We start from the raw sequence: 18,730 nt of genomic DNA on the forward strand, positions 1-18,730 counted from the left end.
TGGAGGGCTGGCTGATTGGGGGACAGGGTACGCGGCCGGGGGGCGGGCCGTACCGGCGCTGCGCAAAGCGGGTCTCGGAGGTTGGTCACAACGGCCGTTCCCGCTCGTGAACTGCGATGCTGGAGTCATGAGCTACAGCACGGCTGACTCCTTGCGGCCCGTCACCCTCGACGACGTGCGCGGCGCCCAGAAGATGCTCTCGGGCGTGGCTCGGGTGACCGCGCTGGAGGGCAGCAGGCACCTGTCCCAGCTGGTCGGCGCGCCGGTGCATCTCAAGTGCGAGAACCTCCAGCGGACGGGTTCGTTCAAGCTGCGCGGCGCCTATGTGCGGATCGCCGGCCTGCTGCCCGAGGAACGCGCCGCCGGAGTCGTCGCCGCGAGCGCCGGCAACCACGCGCAGGGCGTGGCCCTGGCGTCCGCGCTGCTCGGCGTGCGCTCCACCGTGTTCATGCCGAAGGGCGCCCCGCTGCCCAAGGTCAGCGCCACCCGGGACTACGGGGCCGAGGTGCGGCTGCACGGCCAGGTGGTCGACGAGACGCTGGCCGCCGCGCAGGAGTACGCGGCCGAGACGGGCGCGGTGTTCATCCACCCCTTCGACCACCCCGACATCATCGCGGGCCAGGGCACGGTCGGCCTGGAGATCCTGGAGCAGTGCCCGGAGGCGCGCACGATCGTGGTCGGCATCGGCGGGGGCGGGCTGGCCGCCGGGATCGCGGTGTCGGTGAAGGCCCTGCGGCCGGATCTGCGGATCGTGGGCGTCCAGGCGGAGGGCGCGGCGGCCTATCCCCCCTCGCTGGCGGCGGGCCGGCCCGTCACGGTCGAGAATCCGGCGACGATGGCCGACGGCATCAAGGTCGGGCGGCCCGGCGACGTGCCGTTCGGGATCGTCGGCGAGCTGGTCGACGAGGTGCGCACGGTCAGCGAGGACGAGCTGTCCGCCGCGCTGCTGCTGTGCCTGGAGCGGGCCAAGCTGGTCGTGGAGCCGGCCGGGGCGAGCCCGGTCGCGGCGCTGCTGAGCCGGCCCGGCTCCTTCGAGGGGCCGGTGGTCGCGGTGCTGTCCGGCGGCAATGTCGACCCGGTGCTGATGCAGCGGGTGCTGCGGCACGGCATGGCCGCGCAGGGCCGCTACCTGGCCGTCCGGCTGCGGCTGACGGACCGGCCCGGAGCCTTGGCCACGCTTCTGGGCGTGTTGTCAGTGGTCGACGCTAACGTCCTTGATGTGAGCCACGTACGAACCGACCCACGGCTCGGGCTCACGGAGGCGGAGGTCGAGCTGCACCTGGAGACGAAGGGCCCGGCGCACTGCGCCGAGGTGGGCCAGGCGCTGCGCGAGGCGGGCTACACGGTCATGGGCTGACCGCCTGGCGAGCCGGGCTCAAGATCCTTTCGTCGCATGAAACGGAACATGGGAAACCTTGTTGAGAGACGCGATACATCGCGTTATGATGTGTTCGTGCGAAAACTGATCCACCCTGTCCGGCGATCCCCGAATACGTGGAGACTTTTATGCCAGGCGCCATCTATGCCGAGGGTCTGGTCAAGACCTTCGGCGACGTAAGGGCCTTGGACGGTGTCGACCTCGACGTGCCCGAGGGCACGGTCCTCGGCCTGCTCGGGCCGAACGGCGCGGGCAAGACGACCACCGTCCGCTGCCTGACCACCCTGCTGCGCCCCGACAGCGGACGGGCGGTCGTCGCAGGCCTCGACGTGCTCAAACAGCCCGACGCCGTCCGCCGCTCCATCGGCCTGTCCGGCCAGTTCGCAGCCGTCGACGAGTACCTGACCGGCCGCGAGAACCTGCAGATGGTCGGCCGGCTCTACCAGATGAAGGCGAAGGCGGCGAAGGAGCGCGCGGTCGAGCTGCTGGAGCAGTTCCACCTCGCGGACGCGGCCGACCGCCCCACCAAGACCTACTCCGGAGGCATGCGCCGCCGGCTCGACCTCGCGGCGGCCCTCGTCGTCTCGCCGCCCGTGATGTTCATGGACGAGCCGACGACCGGCCTCGACCCCCGCAACCGCCAGCAGTTGTGGGAGGTCATCAAGCAACTGGTCTCCGGCGGCACGACGCTGCTGCTGACCACGCAGTACCTGGAAGAGGCCGACCACCTGGCGCACGACATCGCGGTGGTCGACCACGGCAAGGTCATCGCCAAGGGCACCTCCGACCAGCTCAAGGCCCGCACCGGCGGAGAGCGCGTCGAGGTCGTGGTGCACGAGCGCGAGCACATCCGGTCCGCCGCCGAGGTGCTCGCCGGCTTCAGCAAGGGCGACACCACCGTCGAGGAGCACATGCGCAAGCTCACGGCGCCCGTGACCGGCGGTGCCAAGCTCCTCGCCGAGGTCATCCGGGAACTGGACGCCCGGGGCATCGAGATCGACGACATCGGCCTGCGCCGGCCGACCCTCGACGACGTCTTCCTGTCGCTGACGGGACACGTGGCAGAGGCGAAGAACGAGGAGAACGACGAGGAGGCCGTCAAGTGAGCGCCGTCACCGACACCGTGCGGGTCGCGCCGGCCGCGAACCCGGTCAGCCAGTCCATCCGGGACTCGATGGTCATCGCGAAACGCAACCTGATCCGCATGTCCCGGATCCCGGAGATGATCATCTACGGGCTGATCCAGCCGATCATGTTCGTGGTGCTGTTCACCTACGTCTTCGGCGGTTCCATGCAGATCGGCGGCAGCACCAGCGCCGTCGACTACAAGAACTTCCTGATGGCGGGCATCTTCGCGCAGACCGTCACGTTCGCCACCGCCAGCTCCGGCGCCGGCATCGCCGACGACATGCACAAGGGCCTCATCGACCGCTTCCGCTCCCTGCCCATGGCGCGTGGCGCGGTGCTCACCGGGCGCACCCTCGCCGACTCCGCGCAGACTGCCCTCACCCTGGTCGTCCTCGCGGTGGTGGCCCTCCTGGTCGGCTGGCGCGTCGGCTCGGACGGCGACACCAACGTCGGCAAGGTGCTCGGGGCCTTCGGCCTGCTGCTCCTGCTCGGCTACGCGTTCACCTGGATCGGCGCCCTGATCGGCATGTCCGTCCGGACCCCGGAGGCGGCCACGTCCAGCGGGCTGATCTGGCTCTTCCCGGTCACCTTCATCTCGAACGCGTTCGTGGACACCAGCCACATGACCCCGTGGCTGCGCCATATCGCCGAGTGGAACCCCTTCAGCGCCACGGTCCAGGCCTGCCGCGTGCTGTTCGCCAACCCGGGCCAGTCGCCGTCGGCGGCCTGGCCCATGCAGCACCCCGTCTGGGCCTCGCTGATCTACTCGATCCTGATCCTGGTCGTCTTCCGGACGCTGGCGGTGCGCAAGTACCGGTCCGCGACGGCATGACGATGCCCCCGGCGCCGCGAGGACGCCGGGGGCAGGTCAGGACATCGGCCGGGGTGGTTCAGCCCTCGTACGGCTCGGCCTTGAGGATCTTCACCGAGGCCTTCTTGCCGTTCGGGAGCTCGTACTCCGCGTCCTCGCCGACCTTGTGGCCGATCACGCCGGTGCCCAGCGGGGACTGCGGAGAGTACGTCTCGATGTCGGTGCTCGCGTACTCGCGCGAGGCGAGCAGGAACGTCAGAGTGTCGTCCTCGTCACCGTCGAAGGCGATCGTGACGACCATGCCGGGCGCCACGGCGCCGTCCGCCGCGGGCGCCTCGCCGACCTTGGCGCTCTCGAGGAGCTGGGTGAGCTGGCGCACACGGAGTTCCTGCTTGCCCTGCTCCTCCTTGGCTGCGTGGTACCCGCCGTTCTCACGCAGGTCGCCCTCCTCGCGCGCGGCGGCGATCTTCGCGGAGATCTCAGCCCGCGCGGGACCAGTAAGGTACTCAAGCTCAGCCTTGAGCTTGTTGTACGCCTCCTGGGTCAGCCAGGTGACGTTCTCGCTGGTCTGGGTCACAGGTGCTCCTCGTAGGTACTGGGAATACAAAGCATCGCCCTACCCAGAAGCATGTTCCTTCACGGATGGGCGAAACCACGAGCCTAACAATTCAGGGGCGGAAGGGGGAGGACATAAGCCACCAGATTCACGTCAACGCAGGTCAGGCGCTACGTATTGCAGGTGACCCGGGCGGGGTCTCAGCCGGTGTGGCAGCCCAGCAGCTCGGCCGTCGTCCCCGGGGACGTCGTACGGAGCGTGACGACCTTGTCGATGCGGGTGGCGTCCCCGCCGAAGCGGAAATCGGCCCGGCCGACCTCGGCACCGTTCTCGGCCTGCGAGCGCACGGTGCAGTAGCCGTCGGTACCGGCGTCCTTGCGGACCTCCAGGTGCACCTGCACGGACTCCTTGCCGGGCTCGAAGCTGATCACCTCGGCGCTGATCTCGCTCTGGGCGACGTAGTGGTAGCCGAACCAGCCGACGAGCCCCAGCAGCGCCACCGCGAGGACGGCGCCGACGATCTTGAGCGTGCGGTCGGCACGCTCGTCCGAGGAACGGCCGTAACGCCCCTCGGGCAGTCGCGTGCTCGCCGTACTCATGATCGTCCTCCAGACGGGGCCGGGACGAAGGTCCCGTAAGGGGCCCGGGACCGGGGCCCGGAATTATTCGCCCCCCGATTCGGTCACTATAGAAGCCGCTGATTGCGCCGACGCACACAGGGCGCCGACTTACTGAGGAATGAGTCTTGACTGACCAGTTGCGACTGATGGCCGTTCACGCCCACCCCGACGACGAGTCGAGCAAGGGCGCGGCGACCATGGCCAAGTACGTGTCCGAGGGGGTGGACGTGCTGGTCGTGACCTGCACGGGCGGGGAACGCGGCTCCATCCTCAATCCGAAGCTCCAGGGGGACAAGTACGTCGAGGAGCACATCCACGAGGTACGCAAGAAGGAGATGGACGAGGCCCGGGAGATCCTGGGCGTCAAGCAGGAGTGGCTCGGCTTCGTCGACTCGGGCCTGCCCGAGGGCGACCCGCTGCCGCCGCTGCCGGAGGGCTGCTTCGCCCTGGAGGACGTCGACCACGCGGCCGGTGAGCTGGTGCGGAAGATCCGTTCCTTCCGTCCCCAGGTGATCACCACCTACGACGAGAACGGCGGCTACCCGCACCCCGACCACATCATGACCCACAAGATCTCGATGGTGGCGTTCGAGGGGGCGGCGGACACCGAGAAGTACCCGGAGGCCGAGTACGGCCCCGCGTACCAGCCGCAGAAGCTCTACTACAACCAGGGCTTCAACCGCCCGCGCACCGAGGCCCTGCACCAGGCGATGCTCGACCGGGGTCTGGAGTCGCCCTACGGGGACTGGCTCAAGCGCTGGGACGAGTTCGGGATGAAGCAGCGCACGCTCACCACACACATCCCCTGCGCCGACTTCTACGAGATCCGCGACAAGGCGCTGATCGCGCACGCCACGCAGATCGACCCGGACGGCGGCTGGTTCAAGGTGCCGATGGAGATCCAGAAGGAGGTCTGGCCGACGGAGGAGTACGAGCTGGCGAAGTCCCTCGTCGATACCTCCCTCCCCGAGGACGACCTCTTCGCGGGCGTCCGCGACAATGCCTGACATGAGCGCAAGCGCAACCCTGGCAATGACGCACCTCGTCACCTTCGCCAAGGAGGTCGACGAGGACAAGGTCACCCCCGGCGTCCTCGGCTTCATCGTCTTCGCGGCGATGGCCCTGGCGGTGTGGGCCCTGATGAAGTCCATGAGCCGGCACATGAACAGGGTCGACTTCACCCAGGTCCCGGACCCCAAGGCAGAGCAGGCAGAGCAGGCCGAGCCGGAGCCCGCGGACGCGGAGGCATCGGGCCAGGGCAAGCAGCAGCGGGGCTGACCCCCCTCCCGGGGCGGCCGTCTCTCCCCGGGAACACCCGTCGGCGGCCGTTTCGCCTCCGACGGGTGCGCCGCGCGCGCCGGAGGGTGTCCCTAGGCCTTCGACTCCACGGCCACGCCCATCACCTCCCGCGCATGCCGGTTCGGCACCATGCCCAGGCGCCAGGCCTGCCAGCCCGCCTCCAGGGTCACGCCGCGTTCCAGCAGCAGGGTGTAGGCGTCGAGGTAGTCGTCCAGTTTCTGGTCGCGCAGCGGATGGCTCGCGCGGGCCAGCTGGGCCAGTTCCTCCTGGGCCACGGCCGTGCCGACCTCCATGCCACCGGGGGCCGCGTACGGCAGCAGCGTGCAGCGCAGGAAGCGGGCCCAGTCCTCGCCCCGGCGGTCGCCGTACGACCTGAAGAGGTCCGCCGCCTCGTCGCACAGCGTCAGCGCCTGCTGGGTGCGTGCGTTGCCCGCGTCCACCACCGCCAGTTCCAGGCAGGTCCACGCCTCGCCGTGGGCGACGCCGATCCGCTGGAAGTCGGCGCGGGCGTCCACGAGGAGCTGGCGGGCGAAGCCGGAGTTGCGCAGGGAGCCCGTCTGGGCCGCCCGCTGGTCGCGGGTGACGCGCGCCGAGTGGTGGCGGGCGCAGGCCAGGCCGTAGACGTCCCGCATACGGGAGAACATCGTGCGGGAGCGTTCCAGTTCGCGGACCGCCTGGTCCAGGTTGCCCGTCTCCTCCAGGGCCTGGCCGAGGTAGTACAGCGTCCACGCCTCGCCGCGCGCGTCCTCGTTCTCGCGGTGCCGGGCGGCGGCCCCGCGCAGTTCCTCCACGGCCGGGGACGCGTCACCGGCGACCAGCAGGGCACGGGCCAGCTGGGTCAGGGCCCAGGCCTCGCCACGGGCGTCACGGGTCCGGCCGTACAGCTGCAGGGCCGCGCGCAGCTCGGCCTCGGCGCGCGGGACGTCGCCCATGCGCAGGCCGAGCTGGCCGAGCTGGAAGTGGGCCCAGGCCTGGCCGTGCACGGACTCACCCCGCCGGTGCAGGACCAGTGACTCGGTCAGCAGGTCCAGCGCCTCCGCCAGCCGGGCCCGGTCCCGCTCCACCGCCGCCAGGGCGTGCATCGTCCAGGCCCGGTCGGTCGCCAGCTCGGCGGAGGACTGGAGGGCCAGGGCCTCGCGGAGCTTCGCCGACGCCTCCGTCAGATTGCCCTGGTGGTGCAGGGTGATGCCGAGGGAGCACAGGGCGCGGGCGGCACCCGCCTCGTGATGGGCCTCCCGGTACAGGTCGACGACCGAGGCGAGGGTCGTACGCGCCTTGTCCAGTTCGCCGAGCTGCCGTGCCGCGATGCCGGTGCGCCACTGCACCGAGCGGACCAGCAGACCCTCGTCCACCGCCTGGGCCAGCTCGCTGATCTCGCCCAGGCGGTAGAGGTCGCCGCGCAGCAGGCAGTAGTCGCACAGGGCGCCCAGGAGGTTCAGGACGGCGGCCTGGTTCACGCCCTCGGCGTGCCGCAGCGCCGCCGTGATGAAGCTCGACTCGTCGTCCAGCCAGCGCAGCGCCTCGTCGAGGGAGGGGAAGCCGTACGGGCTGAAGCGGTTCGTGCGGGTCGACATGTTGCCGTCGACCATGCGCAGCACCGAGTCGGCCAGCTCGGCGTAGTTCACGATCAGCCGTTCCTGCGCCGCCGTGCGCTCGGCCGGTTCCTCCTCGTCGAGGAGCCGGGCCTGGGCGAAGGCGCGGACCAGGTCGTGCAGCCGGTAGCGGTCGCCCCGGACGTGGTCGATCAGGCCCGCCCGGGTCAGGGCCTGGAGGTGGCGTTTCGCCTCCGCCTCGTCGGTGGCCAGCAGCGCGGCGGCCGCGGCGGCGCCCAGCGAGGCCCGGCCGGCCAGGGCCAGGCGGCGCAGCAGTCGGCGTACGGGCTCCGGTTGGTCGGTGTAGCGCAGCCACAGGGCGCGCTCGACCGGATCGACCGGGCCGTACGCGCCGAGGTCCGTGGCCAGCGCGCGCGGGGAGCGCGGGCCGAGGCACGAACCGGCGATGCGCAGCGCCAGCGGGAGCCCGCCGCACAGCTCCCGGACCCGGTCGGCGGACTCGGCGTCGTACGGCCCGGAACGGTCCTGGGCCGCCGCGCCCAGCAGTTCCTCCGCACCCGCCGCGTCCAGCGGCGTCACGGGCAGTTGGTGCACCCGCGCGGGCAGCTCGCCCAGCTCCAGGGGTTTCCGCGCGGTCACCAGCACCAGGCTGTCGGACCGCTCGGGGACCAGGGCGCGGACCTGCCCGGCGTCCGAGGCGTCGTCCAGGACGACGGTGACGGGCAGGCCGGTCAGATGCTGGTGGTACAGCTCGCTCAGCCGCTTGACCTGCTGGTCGGGGGAGGAGCGCTCGCGGAACAGCAGTTGCTCGCGGGGCGCGCCGAGCCGGTTGAGCAGATGCAGCAGGGCGTCACGGGTGGACAGCGGGGACTCGCCGGTGCCCTCGGCGCGCAGGTCGACGACGCAGGCGCCGCGGAAGTAGTCCTTCAGATCGTGCGTGGCGTGCACCGCGAGGGTCGTCCGGCCGCTGCCGGGCGTGCCGTGCAGGACGACCACCGTCGGCTGGGTCTCCGTGCTCGCCCGGGCCGCCTGCACCCACTGCCGGATCTGCGCCAGTTCGTGCCGCCGGCCCGCGAACGGCTCAGCCGGTTCCGGGAGCTGCGCGAAGGACTGCTCCAGCACGTTGCGCCCGCGCGCCGCCGCGCTCTTGTCGGCGCCCCGCAGCCGCGGCCCGGTCTTCTTCGGCCCCGTGGAGGCGGCGAGCACCCGCTGCTGGTCGAGGAACGGCCGGATGCCCCGCACCTCCAGTGCCGTCAGCCACTGGAGCCGCAGTTGTTCGGGCCCGCCCGGCTGGCTCGCGGCCCCGGCCCGGTGGTGTGCGGCCGGCAGATGCGAGCCGACGACCTTCACGACGGTCGCCGCGGCGCCCACGACACCGACGGTCAGGCCCGCGCCCAGCGCCGTCCCGGTGCCCGTGCCGAGAGCCATGTCGGCGACGACGGCCGCGACCGCCGCGACCCCGGCCACCAGCAGCGGTGTGCCGGCGCCCTCCCGGGCGTAACGCTGCCCGAAGGTGAGCTGCCCGGCCGCCGCCTCGTCCAGGGCGCGCGTGTAGGCCTCGTACTCCTCGGCCGCACTCTGCGCCATCGTGTCGAGCGCCCCGCGCGCCCGCGCGAGCAGCACCTTCCCGTCCGTGCGCCCGCCCGTCCGGCGCACCTCCTCCTCCACGGCCCGTGCCAACAGCCGCTCGGCTTCCGCCCGATGACTGTCCCGCATGTCACGTCCCCCTCCGGCGGCACCCGGCGTACCCAGGTCGTCGTCCCGTTCGTTTCCTTGGTCAAGTGTGCTGCCGACGGCGCATCGGGGCGAGGGGGCGTGCCCGGCCCGATTATGTGAAGACACGGGCGGATCGAGGCGCCGCGCGTCCGTCGGGCGTGCGCCCCGGGCGGCGCCCGCGCGGCGCCTGACGCGTGCCGGGTGGGGTACTGCGGCAGGATGGACACCATGCCGAACCGACTGGCGCACGAGACGTCCCCCTACCTCCTTCAGCACGCCGACAACCCCGTCGACTGGTGGCCCTGGTCGGCGGAGGCCTTCGAGGAGGCCCGCAAGCGGAACGTGCCCGTGCTGCTCAGCATCGGCTACAGCAGCTGTCACTGGTGTCACGTGATGGCGCACGAGTCCTTCGAGGACCAGCAGACCGCCGAGTACCTCAACGCGCACTACGTGAGCGTGAAGGTGGACCGGGAGGAGCGCCCGGACGTCGACGCGGTCTACATGGAGGCCGTGCAGGCGGCGACCGGCCAGGGCGGCTGGCCCATGACCGTCTTCCTCACCCCGGACGCCGAGCCGTTCTACTTCGGCACCTACTTCCCGCCCGCCCCGCGCCAGGGCATGCCGTCCTTCCGGCAGGTGCTCCAGGGTGTCCACCAGGCGTGGGAGGAGCGGCGGGACGAGGTCACCGAGGTCGCCGGGAAGATCGTCCGGGACCTGGCCGGGCGGGAGATCTCCTACGGTGACGCCCAGACGCCCGGCGAGCAGGAACTCGCGCAGGCGCTGCTCGCGCTCACCCGCGAGTACGACCCGCAGCGCGGCGGATTCGGCGGGGCGCCCAAGTTCCCGCCGTCCATGGTGCTGGAGTTCCTGCTGCGCCACCACGCCCGCACCGGCGCCGAGGGGGCCCTCCAGATGGCGCAGGACACCTGCGAGCGCATGGCCCGGGGCGGCATCTACGACCAGATCGGCGGCGGCTTCGCCCGCTACTCCGTCGACCGCGACTGGATCGTGCCGCACTTCGAGAAGATGCTGTACGACAACGCCCTGCTGTGCCGGGTCTACGCCCACCTCTGGCGCGCCACCGGTTCCGAGCCGGCCCGCCGGGTGGCCCTGGAGACCGCCGACTTCATGGTGCGCGAACTGCGTACGGCGGAGGGCGGGTTCGCCTCCGCGCTGGACGCCGACAGCGACGACGGCACCGGCAAGCACGTCGAGGGCGCGTACTACGTGTGGACGCCCGCGCAGTTGCGCGAGGTGCTCGGCGAGCAGGACGCCGAACTGGCCGCCCGGTACTTCGGCGTGACCGAGGAGGGCACCTTCGAGCACGGCCGGTCCGTCCTCCAACTTCCGCAGCAGGACGGGCTGTTCGACGCCGACAGGATCGCCTCGATCCGGGAACGCCTGCTGGCAGCACGGTCCGGGCGTCCCGCTCCCGGCCGGGACGACAAGGTCGTCGCCGCCTGGAACGGGCTCGCGATCGCCGCCCTCGCCGAGACCGGCGCCTACTTCGACCGGCCCGACCTCGTCGAGGCCGCCCTCGCCGCCGCCGACCTCCTCGTCCGGCTGCACCTCGACGAGCAGGCCCGGCTCACCCGCACCAGCAAGGACGGCCACGCCGGCGCCAACGCGGGCGTGCTGGAGGACTACGCCGATGTGGCCGAGGGCTTCCTCGCACTGGCGTCCGTCACGGGGGAGGGCGTCTGGCTGGAGTTCGCCGGGTTCCTCCTCGACCACGTCCTGGCCCGCTTCACCGACGAGGAGTCGGGCGCCCTGTTCGACACGGCCGCCGACGCCGAGCGGCTGATCCGCCGCCCGCAGGACCCGACCGACAACGCCGCCCCGTCCGGCTGGACCGCGGCGGCGGGCGCGCTGCTGAGCTACGCCGCGCACACCGGGTCGCAGCCCCACCGCACCGCCGCGGAGAAGGCCCTCGGCGTCGTCAAGGCGCTCGGGCCGCGGGTGCCCCGCTTCATCGGCTGGGGGCTCGCCGCCGCCGAGGCCGCGCTGGACGGCCCGCGTGAGGTCGCCGTCGTGGGGCCGTCCCTCGAGCACGAGGGGACAAGGACCCTGCACCGCACGGCACTTCTGGGCACCGCGCCCGGCGCGGTGGTCGCTGTCGGCGCCCCCGGGAGCGACGAGTTTCCGCTGCTCGCGGACCGTCCGCTGGTCGGCGGTGAACCGGCCGCGTACGTCTGCCGTAACTTCACATGCGACGCCCCGACGACCGAGGCTGACAGGTTGCGTGCGACCTTGAGCGACTGAAGTCGGGATTCAACGGAAACACGTTCTTTATACGAACGGCCCCCAGGCTTCACCGTTCCCCCTTAATCTCTGCACAGTGCCGTGACGCATGAGATAAACCGTCACGGCGGGGGGTTCTGGGATCTGGGGGGATCTGTTTGCTCACGTCTGTCTTCATCGCTGCCGTTTCACTGGCCCTGTTCTGGATGGCGGCGTTCACCCTGTGGTGGCAGATGCACGCCTGGCGTACGCCGGAAGTGCTCGCCTCCACGCGGTTCAGCAGCCCGGACGGGAACGAGCACGTCTCCTTCTCGCTGCTGCTGCCCGCCCGGCACGAACAGGCGGTGCTGGACCACACGATCCAGCGGCTGCTGGAGTCGAGCCACACCGACTTCGAGATCATCGTGATCGTCGGGCACGACGACCCGGAGACCACCGCCGTGGCCGAGCAGGCCGCGGCGCGTGATCCACGGGTCCGGGTCGTCGTCGACCGCCACGAGAAGAAGAACAAGCCGAAGGCCATGAACACGGCCCTGCCGCACTGCCGCGGCGACGTCGTCGGGGTCTTCGACGCGGAGGACCAGGTCCACCCCGAGCTCCTCGCCCACGTCGACCACGCCTTCCGCACCACCGGTGCGGACGTCGTCCAGGGCGGCGTGCAGCTGATCAACTTCCACTCCAGCTGGTACAGCCTGCGCAACTGCCTGGAGTACTTCTTCTGGTTCCGCTCGCGGCTCCATCTGCACGCGCAGAAAGGATTCATTCCGCTCGGCGGCAACACCGTCTTCGTCCGCACGGGCGTCCTGAGGGAAGCCGGCGGCTGGGACCCGAACTGCCTCGCCGAGGACTGCGACCTGGGCGTCCGGCTCTCCAGCATCGGCAAGAAGGTCGTCGTCGCCTACGACTCCGACATGGTGACCCGGGAGGAGACCCCGGGCTCGCTGATGTCCCTGCTGAAGCAGCGCACCCGCTGGAACCAGGGGTTCCTCCAGGTGTACCGGAAGAAGGACTGGAAGCAACTGCCCACCCTCGGGCAGCGGCTGCTCGCCCGCTACACCCTGATGACGCCGTTCATGCAGGCCTTCACCGGCCTGATCATCCCGCTGAACGTGGCGGTCGCGCTGTTCCTGGACGTGCCCGTCGGCATCGCCTTCATCACCTTCCTGCCGGCCGTCACCGCCCTGGTCACCTTCGTCTTCGAGATCGTCGGCCTGCACGACTTCGGCAAGCAGTACGGGCTGCGCGTGCGGTTCGCGCACTACCTGAAGCTGATCCTGGGCGGCCCCTTCTACCAGGTCCTGCTCGCCGGGGCGGCCGTCCGTGCCGTGTGGCGTGAGCAGCGCGGCCGCAACGACTGGGAGCTGACGACCCACGTCGGCGCGCATCTCGACGAGACGGCCGTGAGCCGGCGGGACGTTCCCGTGACCCGAGAGGACGTTCCCGCGTGACCTCCACCCTTCCAGCGGTGACCCCTGCGAAGGTCCCCGCGCAGCGGCAGCCCGCGCCCCGCACCGGTGCCCACCGGCGACCGGAGCCGCCGAGCCGGCTGCGCTCCTCCCGGTCCGACCTGCTCCTGTGCGGTGTCCTCCTCGTGGCGATCCTCGTCGTGCAGGGCTGGAACATCGCCGACTACCCGGCCCTCAGCGACGACGAGGGCACCTACCTCGCCCAGGCCTGGTCGGTCCAGCAGGGCAACGGCCTCGCCCACTACACCTACTGGTACGACCACCCGCCGCTCGGCTGGATCCAGATCGCCGTGCTGACCTGGATCCCGGCGCTGATCAGCCCCGAGTCGATGACGGTGGGCACCATGCGTGCGGCGATGCTGGTGATCAGCGGCATCAGCGCGGTCCTCGTCTACGTCCTGGGCCGCCGCCTCGCCCTGCCCCGCTGGGCCGCCGCGCTCGGCATGGTGTTCTTCGGCCTCTCGCCGCTGGCGGTCGTCCTCCAGCGGGAGATCTTCCTCGACAACCTCGCGGTGATGTGGACGCTGCTGGCCTTCACGCTGGCCGCCTCCCCGAGCCGCCACCTGTGGCACCACTTCGGCGCGGGCATCGCGGCGGCGACGGCCGTCCTCACCAAGGAGACGATGCTCGTCGTCCTGCCCGCCCTGTTCCTCACCATGTGGCGGCACAGCCACAAGGACACCCGCAAGTTCGCCCTCACCGGCGCCGTCACGGCCTGCGCCCTGATCGGCTTCTCGTATCCGCTGTTCGCCCTGCTCAAGGGCGAGCTGCTGCCGGGCGCGGGGCACGTCTCCCTCTGGGACGGCGTCAAGTACCAGATGACCAGGCCGGGTTCCGGCTTCATCCTGGACCAGGGCTCCGGCTCCTGGGGCGTGCTCCAGTCGTGGCTGTACTACGACAGGATCCTGCCCCTCGGCGGCCTCGCGGGCGCCCTGCTCCTCCTCGTCACCTGGCGCTGGTCGGTCACCGCCCGCGCCCTCGCCGGACCGGCCCTGGCCGTCGCCGTCTTCGCCGCGCTGGCCCTGCGCCCGAACGGCTACCTGCCCGCGATGTACGTCATCCAGGCCCTGCCGTTCCTCGCACTGGTCCTCGCCGGAGGAACCGCCTCCGTCGCCCACGCGGTGCTGAGCCGCTGGCGCTCCGAGGCGGAGAAACGGTACGTCAGCGTGGGCCGGTACGCGCTCGCCACGGTCCTCGCCCTCGCCGCCGGCGCCTACGTCGTGCCGCACTGGTACGACGGCGCCCGAACCGCCGTCACCACCGACGCCAACGCCCCCTACAAGGCCGCCTCCCGGTGGCTGGCCACCGAGGTCGAGAACCCGGAGCGCACCCGGGTGCTGGTCGACGACGCCCTCTGGCTCGACCTCGTGCACCAGGGCTACCGGCCGGGCCTCGGCGTCATCTGGTTCTACAAGGCCGACCTCGACCCGGCGGTGACCAAGACGATGCCGCGCGGCTGGAAGGACCTGGACTACGTCGTCGCCTCGCCGACCGTGCGGCGCGACGCGGCCGACCTGCCCAACGTCAAGGCCGCCATGGAGCACTCGGACCCGGTCGCCACCTTCGGCACCGGCGAGGACCGCATCGAGATCCGCCAGATCCAGACGTCCGCCGGAGGCGCGCGATGAGCCAGGAGTCCACCGTCCCCGGAGAGGTCGTCGAGACCGCCGAGATCCCCGAACCGGGCGCCGTCACCATCGTCGTACCGACGTTCAACGAGTCGGCGAACGTACGGCAGTTGCTGCACCAGATCACCGAGGCCGTGCCGGCCCGGCTGCCCTGCGAGGTCCTCTTCGTGGACGACTCCACCGACGACACGCCCGAGGTCATCGAGAAGGCGGCGCAGGACTGCCCGTTCCCGGTGACCGTCCTGCACCGCCAGGAGCCGGTGGGCGGGCTCGGCGGCGCGGTCGTCGAGGGACTGAAGGCCGCCACGTCCGACTGGATCGTCGTCATGGACGGCGACTGCCAGCACCCGCCGTCCCTCGTGCCCGACCTGGTCGCCACCGGCGAGCGGGCGAACGCCGGGCTGGTCGTCGCCTCCCGGTACATCAAGGGCGGCAGCCGGGCCGGACTCGCGGGCAGCTACCGCGTGGCCGTCTCGCGCGGGGCGACCTGGCTGACCAAGGCACTGTTCCCGCGCCGGCTGCACGGCATCAGCGACCCGATGAGCGGCTTCTTCGCGATCCGCCGCAGCGCGGTCACCGCCGAGGTGCTCCAGCCGCTCGGCTACAAGATCCTCCTCGAACTCGCCGTCCGCAGCCGCCCGCGCCGGGTCACCGAGGTGCCCTTCGTCTTCCAGGACCGGTTCGCCGGGGAGTCCAAGTCGACCGCGCAGGAGGGCCTGCGGTTCCTGCGCCACCTGGCCGGGCTGCGCGCCGCCTCGCCGGTCGCGCGCATGGTCGGCTTCGGCCTGATCGGGCTCACCGGCTTCCTGCCGAACCTGCTCGGGCTGTGGGCGCTGACCGCCGTCGGCATGCACTACGTACCGGCGGAGATCCTCGCCAACCAGCTCGGCGTCGCCTGGAACTTCCTGCTCATCGAGCACCTGCTGTTCCGCGATCGGCGCCGGCACCGGCGCTGGTGGGACCGGGCCGGGCGGTTCGCGCTGCTCGCCAACGCCGATCTGGTGCTGCGCATCCCGCTCATCGCCCTGTTCGTGCACCAGCTGCACCTGGGCGTGCTGTCCGCCACCGCGCTCGCGCTGGTGACGACGTTCGTCCTGCGCTTCGTGGGGACCGAAGCGCTGGTCTACCTGCCGCGCCGGGGACGTGAGAACCCCGTGCGCGAGAGCCGCACCGCGAGGAGAGCCGTGTGAACAGACACCGGAGAAGAACCGCACTCGTCGGCGTGGGCGCGCTCACGGCCGGCCTCCTGCTGACCGCGCCCCAGCCCGCCTCCGCCGCCAACCTCATCCGCAACCCCGGCTTCGAGACCGCCGGCACCGGCGACATGCCGTACTGCTGGGAGAAGTCCGGCTGGGGCGACAACGACTTCACCTTCACCACGACGGCCGACGCGCACACCGGCGGCAAGGCCATGAAGGTCGAGCTGACCCGCCGCGTCGACGGCGACCGCAAGGCCCTGATCACCGAGTCCGCCGAGTGCGCGCCGGTGGTGACGCCGGGCAAGCAGTACGACCTCGGCCTCTGGTACAAGACGACCACCCCGGATGCCTCGGTCACCCTCTTCCGGCACGACACGACGGCCGGCTGGCAGTACTGGACCGACCTCAAGACGCTGGACATGGCCGGCACCTGGACCGAGGCCACGGTCCGCACCCCCGAGGTCCCGGCCGGCACCGACCGCATCTCCTGGGGCGTCTCCGTCTACGGCACCGGCTCGGCCACGACCGACGACTACACGATGGAGCAGGTCGCCGACCCGGTCCCGCCCCCGCAGTGCACCGGCAGCGCGGATCAGTGCGCCAACGGCAAGTGGGACGTGCTGCCCACGCGGAACCCGGTGCGCTCCATGCACTCCGTCGTCCTCAACAACGGCAAGGTGCTGCTGATCGCGGGCTCCGGCAACGACGAGTCGATGTTCGAGGCGGGCACCTTCACCTCGGCGGTGTACGACCCGGAGAAGGGCACCTACAAGGTCGTCCCCACGCCGAAGGACATGTTCTGCGCCGGCCATGTGCAGCTCCAGGACGGGCGCGTGCTGGTGATGAGCGGCAACAAGGGCTACCCCACGGCGGACGGCCGCGTCGGCTACCAGGGCTACAAGGACTCGTACATCTTCGACCCGGAGACCGAGACCTACACGAAGACCAACGACATGAACGACGGCCACTGGTACCCGTCGGCCACGATCCTCGGCAACGGCGACGTCATCTCCTTCGGCGGCCTGCGCGAGGACTCCAGCGGCTCGGTCACCGCCGAGCTGTTCTCCGAGGCCGAACAGCAGTGGCAGCCGACCTGGAAGGTCAACCAGACCTGGTCGTACTGGGGCCTGTACCCGTCGATGATCCTCATGCAGGACGGCCGCCTCTTCTACTCGGGCAGCCATGTCTTCGGCAACAACATCCCCGGCACCGGTTCGGCGATCTACGACTACGGCGCCAACACCATCACCCAGGTCCCCGGCCTGCAGAAGAAGGACGAGCGCGACCAGTCGGCCAGCGTGCTGCTGCCCCCGGCGCAGGACCAGAGGGTCCTCACCCTCGGCGGCGGCAACATCGACTCCAACCCGGAGGCGAACCGCCTGACCGACATCATCGACCTCAAGCAGCCGGCCCCGGCCTACGTGGCCGGGCCGCCGATCCCGCAGGGCACGGTCGACCTGGGCAACGGCCCGGTGCCGCAGACCGGCGCCCAGGGCAAGATGTACGTCTCCGCCGTGCTCCTGCCCGACGGCAAGGTGCTGGAGACGGGCGGCGCGCTGCACAACCGTGCCAACCCGGTCTACGAGACGTCGATCTTCGACCCGGAGTCGGAGACCTTCGACCCGGTGGCCGTCGACCCCGAGGCGCGCGGCTACCACTCGTCGGCGTTCCTGCTCCCCGACGGCCGCGTCATGACGACCGGCGACAACCCGGGCAACGGCTCCTGGAACCACGACGTGTCGGTCTACAGCCCGCCCTACCTGTTCAAGGGCCCGCGCCCCACGATCACCTCGGTGATCGACACCGAGTGGAACTACGGCGACACCCAGCGCATCACCGTCGACCGGCCCATCGCCAAGGCCGAGCTGATCCGCCCGGCCGCCGTCACGCACTCCTCCGACCCCAACCAGCGGTTCGTGGACCTGCCGCTGTCCGTCGACGGCAACAACGTCGACCTGAACGTGACGAGCAACCCCAACCTGGCCCCGCCCGGCTGGTACATGCTCTTCGCGGTCGACGCGAACGGAGTGCCGTCGGTGGCGAAGTGGGTGCACCTCCAGGGCCCCCAGGCCCTCAAGGCGACGGACGCCTCGGCGCACGTCCACGACTTCGCGGGCGCGCCCGAGGGCAAGGTCGTGAAGCCCGGCAAGAAGCGCACGTCGCAGAAGGTCAGCCCGACGATCTCCGGCTGCGACCGCCACTACGGCTCGATCAACGTCTGCGTGCCGACCGGCTTCCCGGCGCAGGTGAAGAAGACGACGGTCGCCCGCTGCGAGTGGCTCAGGGAGAACGACTACGGCCGCCTGAAGGTCAACGGCCGCGACGACCCGCTGGGCCTGGACCGCGACGGGGACGGGATCGCCTGCGGCAAGGCGGACCTGAGGAGGAATTAGCTCCCGAACTCGGCGAGGGCGCGCTCCACGATGGCCTCCAACTGCTCGTGGTGCGCGCCCTTCCAGTACGCCCGGCCGCACGCGGTGCACTGCGCGAACACGTCGTACGTCGCGTGCGTGCCGTGCTTGAGCTGATCCGCCACCTCGTCCTTGGAGGCCTGGCGCAGCAGCCCGTTGCAGGCCGTGCACCGTGTCCAGGGCCGCAGTTCGGGCTGGAAGCGGTCCAGGACGTCCCGAAGCTGCTCCTCCGGCCGGGTGCTGTACACGAACGCCCCCGCCCACAGCTCGCGGCGCCGCAGCAGCCCCCGGTCGCGGCTCAGCATGACCCGCCGCTCGGCCGCCGAACGCGCCGCGAGGGCGGGGTCGCCGATGTCGGTCGACTCGTATGCCGTGTCGACGCCGAGCAGCCGCAGCCGGCGGGCCAGCGTGCCGAGGTGTACGTCGAGGAGGAAGCACAGGGGCGCGCCCGGCACCCGCTGGGGGCGGGCGACGGTCCGTACGGTCACCGACTCGCCGGAGGCCGGCACGTGCGAGAAGGGCACCTCGCGTCCGTCCACGACCAGGGCGCCCACCTCGGTCAGCGGCACACCCAGCGACTCGACGACATGGCCCAGACTGGAGACGCCGTCCGTGGTGGCCGGCAGGGCGCCCGCCCGCCGGGCCTGGGGGACGAACACGTGCAGCTCGGGGGCGAACTCGACGTGGATCTCGGGACCGTTCACCCGGTCAGGATGTCACGGCG

14 protein-coding genes are annotated in these 18,730 nt (G+C 71.1%); 10 read left to right on the plus strand and 4 right to left on the minus strand.

What is annotated here, in order from left to right; all coding sequences use genetic code 11:
* The first annotated feature begins 127 nt into the window (after positions 1-127).
* The 3 genes from ilvA (at position 128) to GTY47_RS31490 (ending at position 3,338) form a co-directional block, all read left to right on the plus strand.
* Entirely contained in the window at positions 128-1,357 is a 1,230-nt protein-coding gene (gene ilvA, locus GTY47_RS31480) for a threonine ammonia-lyase (RefSeq protein ID WP_010045676.1), read from the plus strand.
* Between the two features lie 149 nt (positions 1,358-1,506).
* Entirely contained in the window at positions 1,507-2,484 is a 978-nt protein-coding gene (locus tag GTY47_RS31485) for a daunorubicin resistance protein DrrA family ABC transporter ATP-binding protein (protein WP_010045678.1), read from the plus strand.
* Complete coding sequence (locus GTY47_RS31490) at positions 2,481-3,338, plus strand: ABC transporter permease (protein ID WP_010045680.1); 858 nt, start codon at positions 2,481-2,483, stop codon at positions 3,336-3,338. The genes GTY47_RS31485 and GTY47_RS31490 overlap by 4 nt, the downstream gene beginning before the upstream one ends.
* Before the next feature lie 58 nt (positions 3,339-3,396).
* Here the strand turns inward: GTY47_RS31490 and greA are convergent, their stop codons facing one another.
* Positions 3,397-3,894, minus strand: a complete 498-nt coding sequence (gene greA / locus GTY47_RS31495; protein WP_010045682.1) for a transcription elongation factor GreA — start codon at positions 3,892-3,894, stop codon at positions 3,397-3,399.
* Between the two features lie 179 nt (positions 3,895-4,073).
* Positions 4,074-4,472 carry a DUF4307 domain-containing protein gene (locus tag GTY47_RS31500; protein ID WP_010045684.1) on the minus strand — a complete coding sequence of 133 codons (399 nt, stop codon included), beginning with the start codon at positions 4,470-4,472 and terminating at the stop codon, positions 4,074-4,076.
* 146 nt (positions 4,473-4,618) lie between these two features.
* Between GTY47_RS31500 and mca the strand changes: the two genes are divergently transcribed.
* Both mca and GTY47_RS31510 read left to right on the plus strand, forming a co-directional pair.
* Positions 4,619-5,500, plus strand: a complete 882-nt coding sequence (gene mca, locus GTY47_RS31505; RefSeq protein ID WP_010045685.1) for a mycothiol conjugate amidase Mca — start codon at positions 4,619-4,621, stop codon at positions 5,498-5,500.
* Positions 5,493-5,771: a hypothetical protein gene (locus tag GTY47_RS31510; RefSeq protein WP_078602942.1), complete on the plus strand. Its 279-nt coding sequence runs from the start codon at positions 5,493-5,495 to the stop codon at positions 5,769-5,771. Before mca ends, GTY47_RS31510 begins: the two co-directional genes overlap by 8 nt.
* Positions 5,772-5,863: 92 nt before the next feature.
* Here the strand turns inward: GTY47_RS31510 and GTY47_RS31515 are convergent, their stop codons facing one another.
* Positions 5,864-9,061, minus strand: a complete 3,198-nt coding sequence (locus tag GTY47_RS31515; protein ID WP_010045687.1) for a tetratricopeptide repeat protein — start codon at positions 9,059-9,061, stop codon at positions 5,864-5,866.
* Between the two features lie 228 nt (positions 9,062-9,289).
* Between GTY47_RS31515 and GTY47_RS31520 the strand changes: the two genes are divergently transcribed.
* The 5 genes from GTY47_RS31520 to GTY47_RS31540 all read left to right on the plus strand — a co-directional run bounded on the left by GTY47_RS31520 (position 9,290) and on the right by GTY47_RS31540 (position 17,988).
* Positions 9,290-11,323 (plus strand): thioredoxin domain-containing protein, encoded by a 2,034-nt coding sequence (locus GTY47_RS31520; RefSeq protein ID WP_010045688.1) that lies wholly within the window; start codon positions 9,290-9,292, stop codon positions 11,321-11,323.
* 137 nt (positions 11,324-11,460) lie between these two features.
* On the plus strand, positions 11,461-12,750 hold the full coding sequence (locus tag GTY47_RS31525; RefSeq protein WP_010045693.1) for a glycosyltransferase: 1,290 nt from the start codon (positions 11,461-11,463) through the stop codon (positions 12,748-12,750).
* Positions 12,747-14,396, plus strand: a complete 1,650-nt coding sequence (locus tag GTY47_RS31530; protein WP_010045696.1) for a phospholipid carrier-dependent glycosyltransferase — start codon at positions 12,747-12,749, stop codon at positions 14,394-14,396. Before GTY47_RS31525 ends, GTY47_RS31530 begins: the two co-directional genes overlap by 4 nt.
* Positions 14,393-15,586: a glycosyltransferase family 2 protein gene (locus GTY47_RS31535; RefSeq protein ID WP_010045699.1), complete on the plus strand. Its 1,194-nt coding sequence runs from the start codon at positions 14,393-14,395 to the stop codon at positions 15,584-15,586. Before GTY47_RS31530 ends, GTY47_RS31535 begins: the two co-directional genes overlap by 4 nt.
* A complete protein-coding gene (locus tag GTY47_RS31540; RefSeq protein WP_029181573.1) occupies positions 15,583-17,988 on the plus strand; it encodes a galactose oxidase-like domain-containing protein in 2,406 nt (801 codons plus the stop codon). The genes GTY47_RS31535 and GTY47_RS31540 overlap by 4 nt, the downstream gene beginning before the upstream one ends.
* Here the strand turns inward: GTY47_RS31540 and GTY47_RS31545 are convergent.
* On the minus strand, positions 17,985-18,710 hold the full coding sequence (locus GTY47_RS31545) for a Mut7-C RNAse domain-containing protein (protein ID WP_010045703.1): 726 nt from the start codon (positions 18,708-18,710) through the stop codon (positions 17,985-17,987). The two genes, GTY47_RS31540 and GTY47_RS31545, sit on opposite strands and share 4 nt — an antisense overlap.
* Between the last annotated feature and the right edge of the window lie 20 nt (positions 18,711-18,730).

Origin of the sequence: Streptomyces sp. SID5464, assembly GCF_009862985.1 — a bacterium.
In the GTDB taxonomy this organism is placed as follows: Bacteria; Actinomycetota; Actinomycetes; order Streptomycetales; family Streptomycetaceae; genus Streptomyces; species Streptomyces chartreusis_D.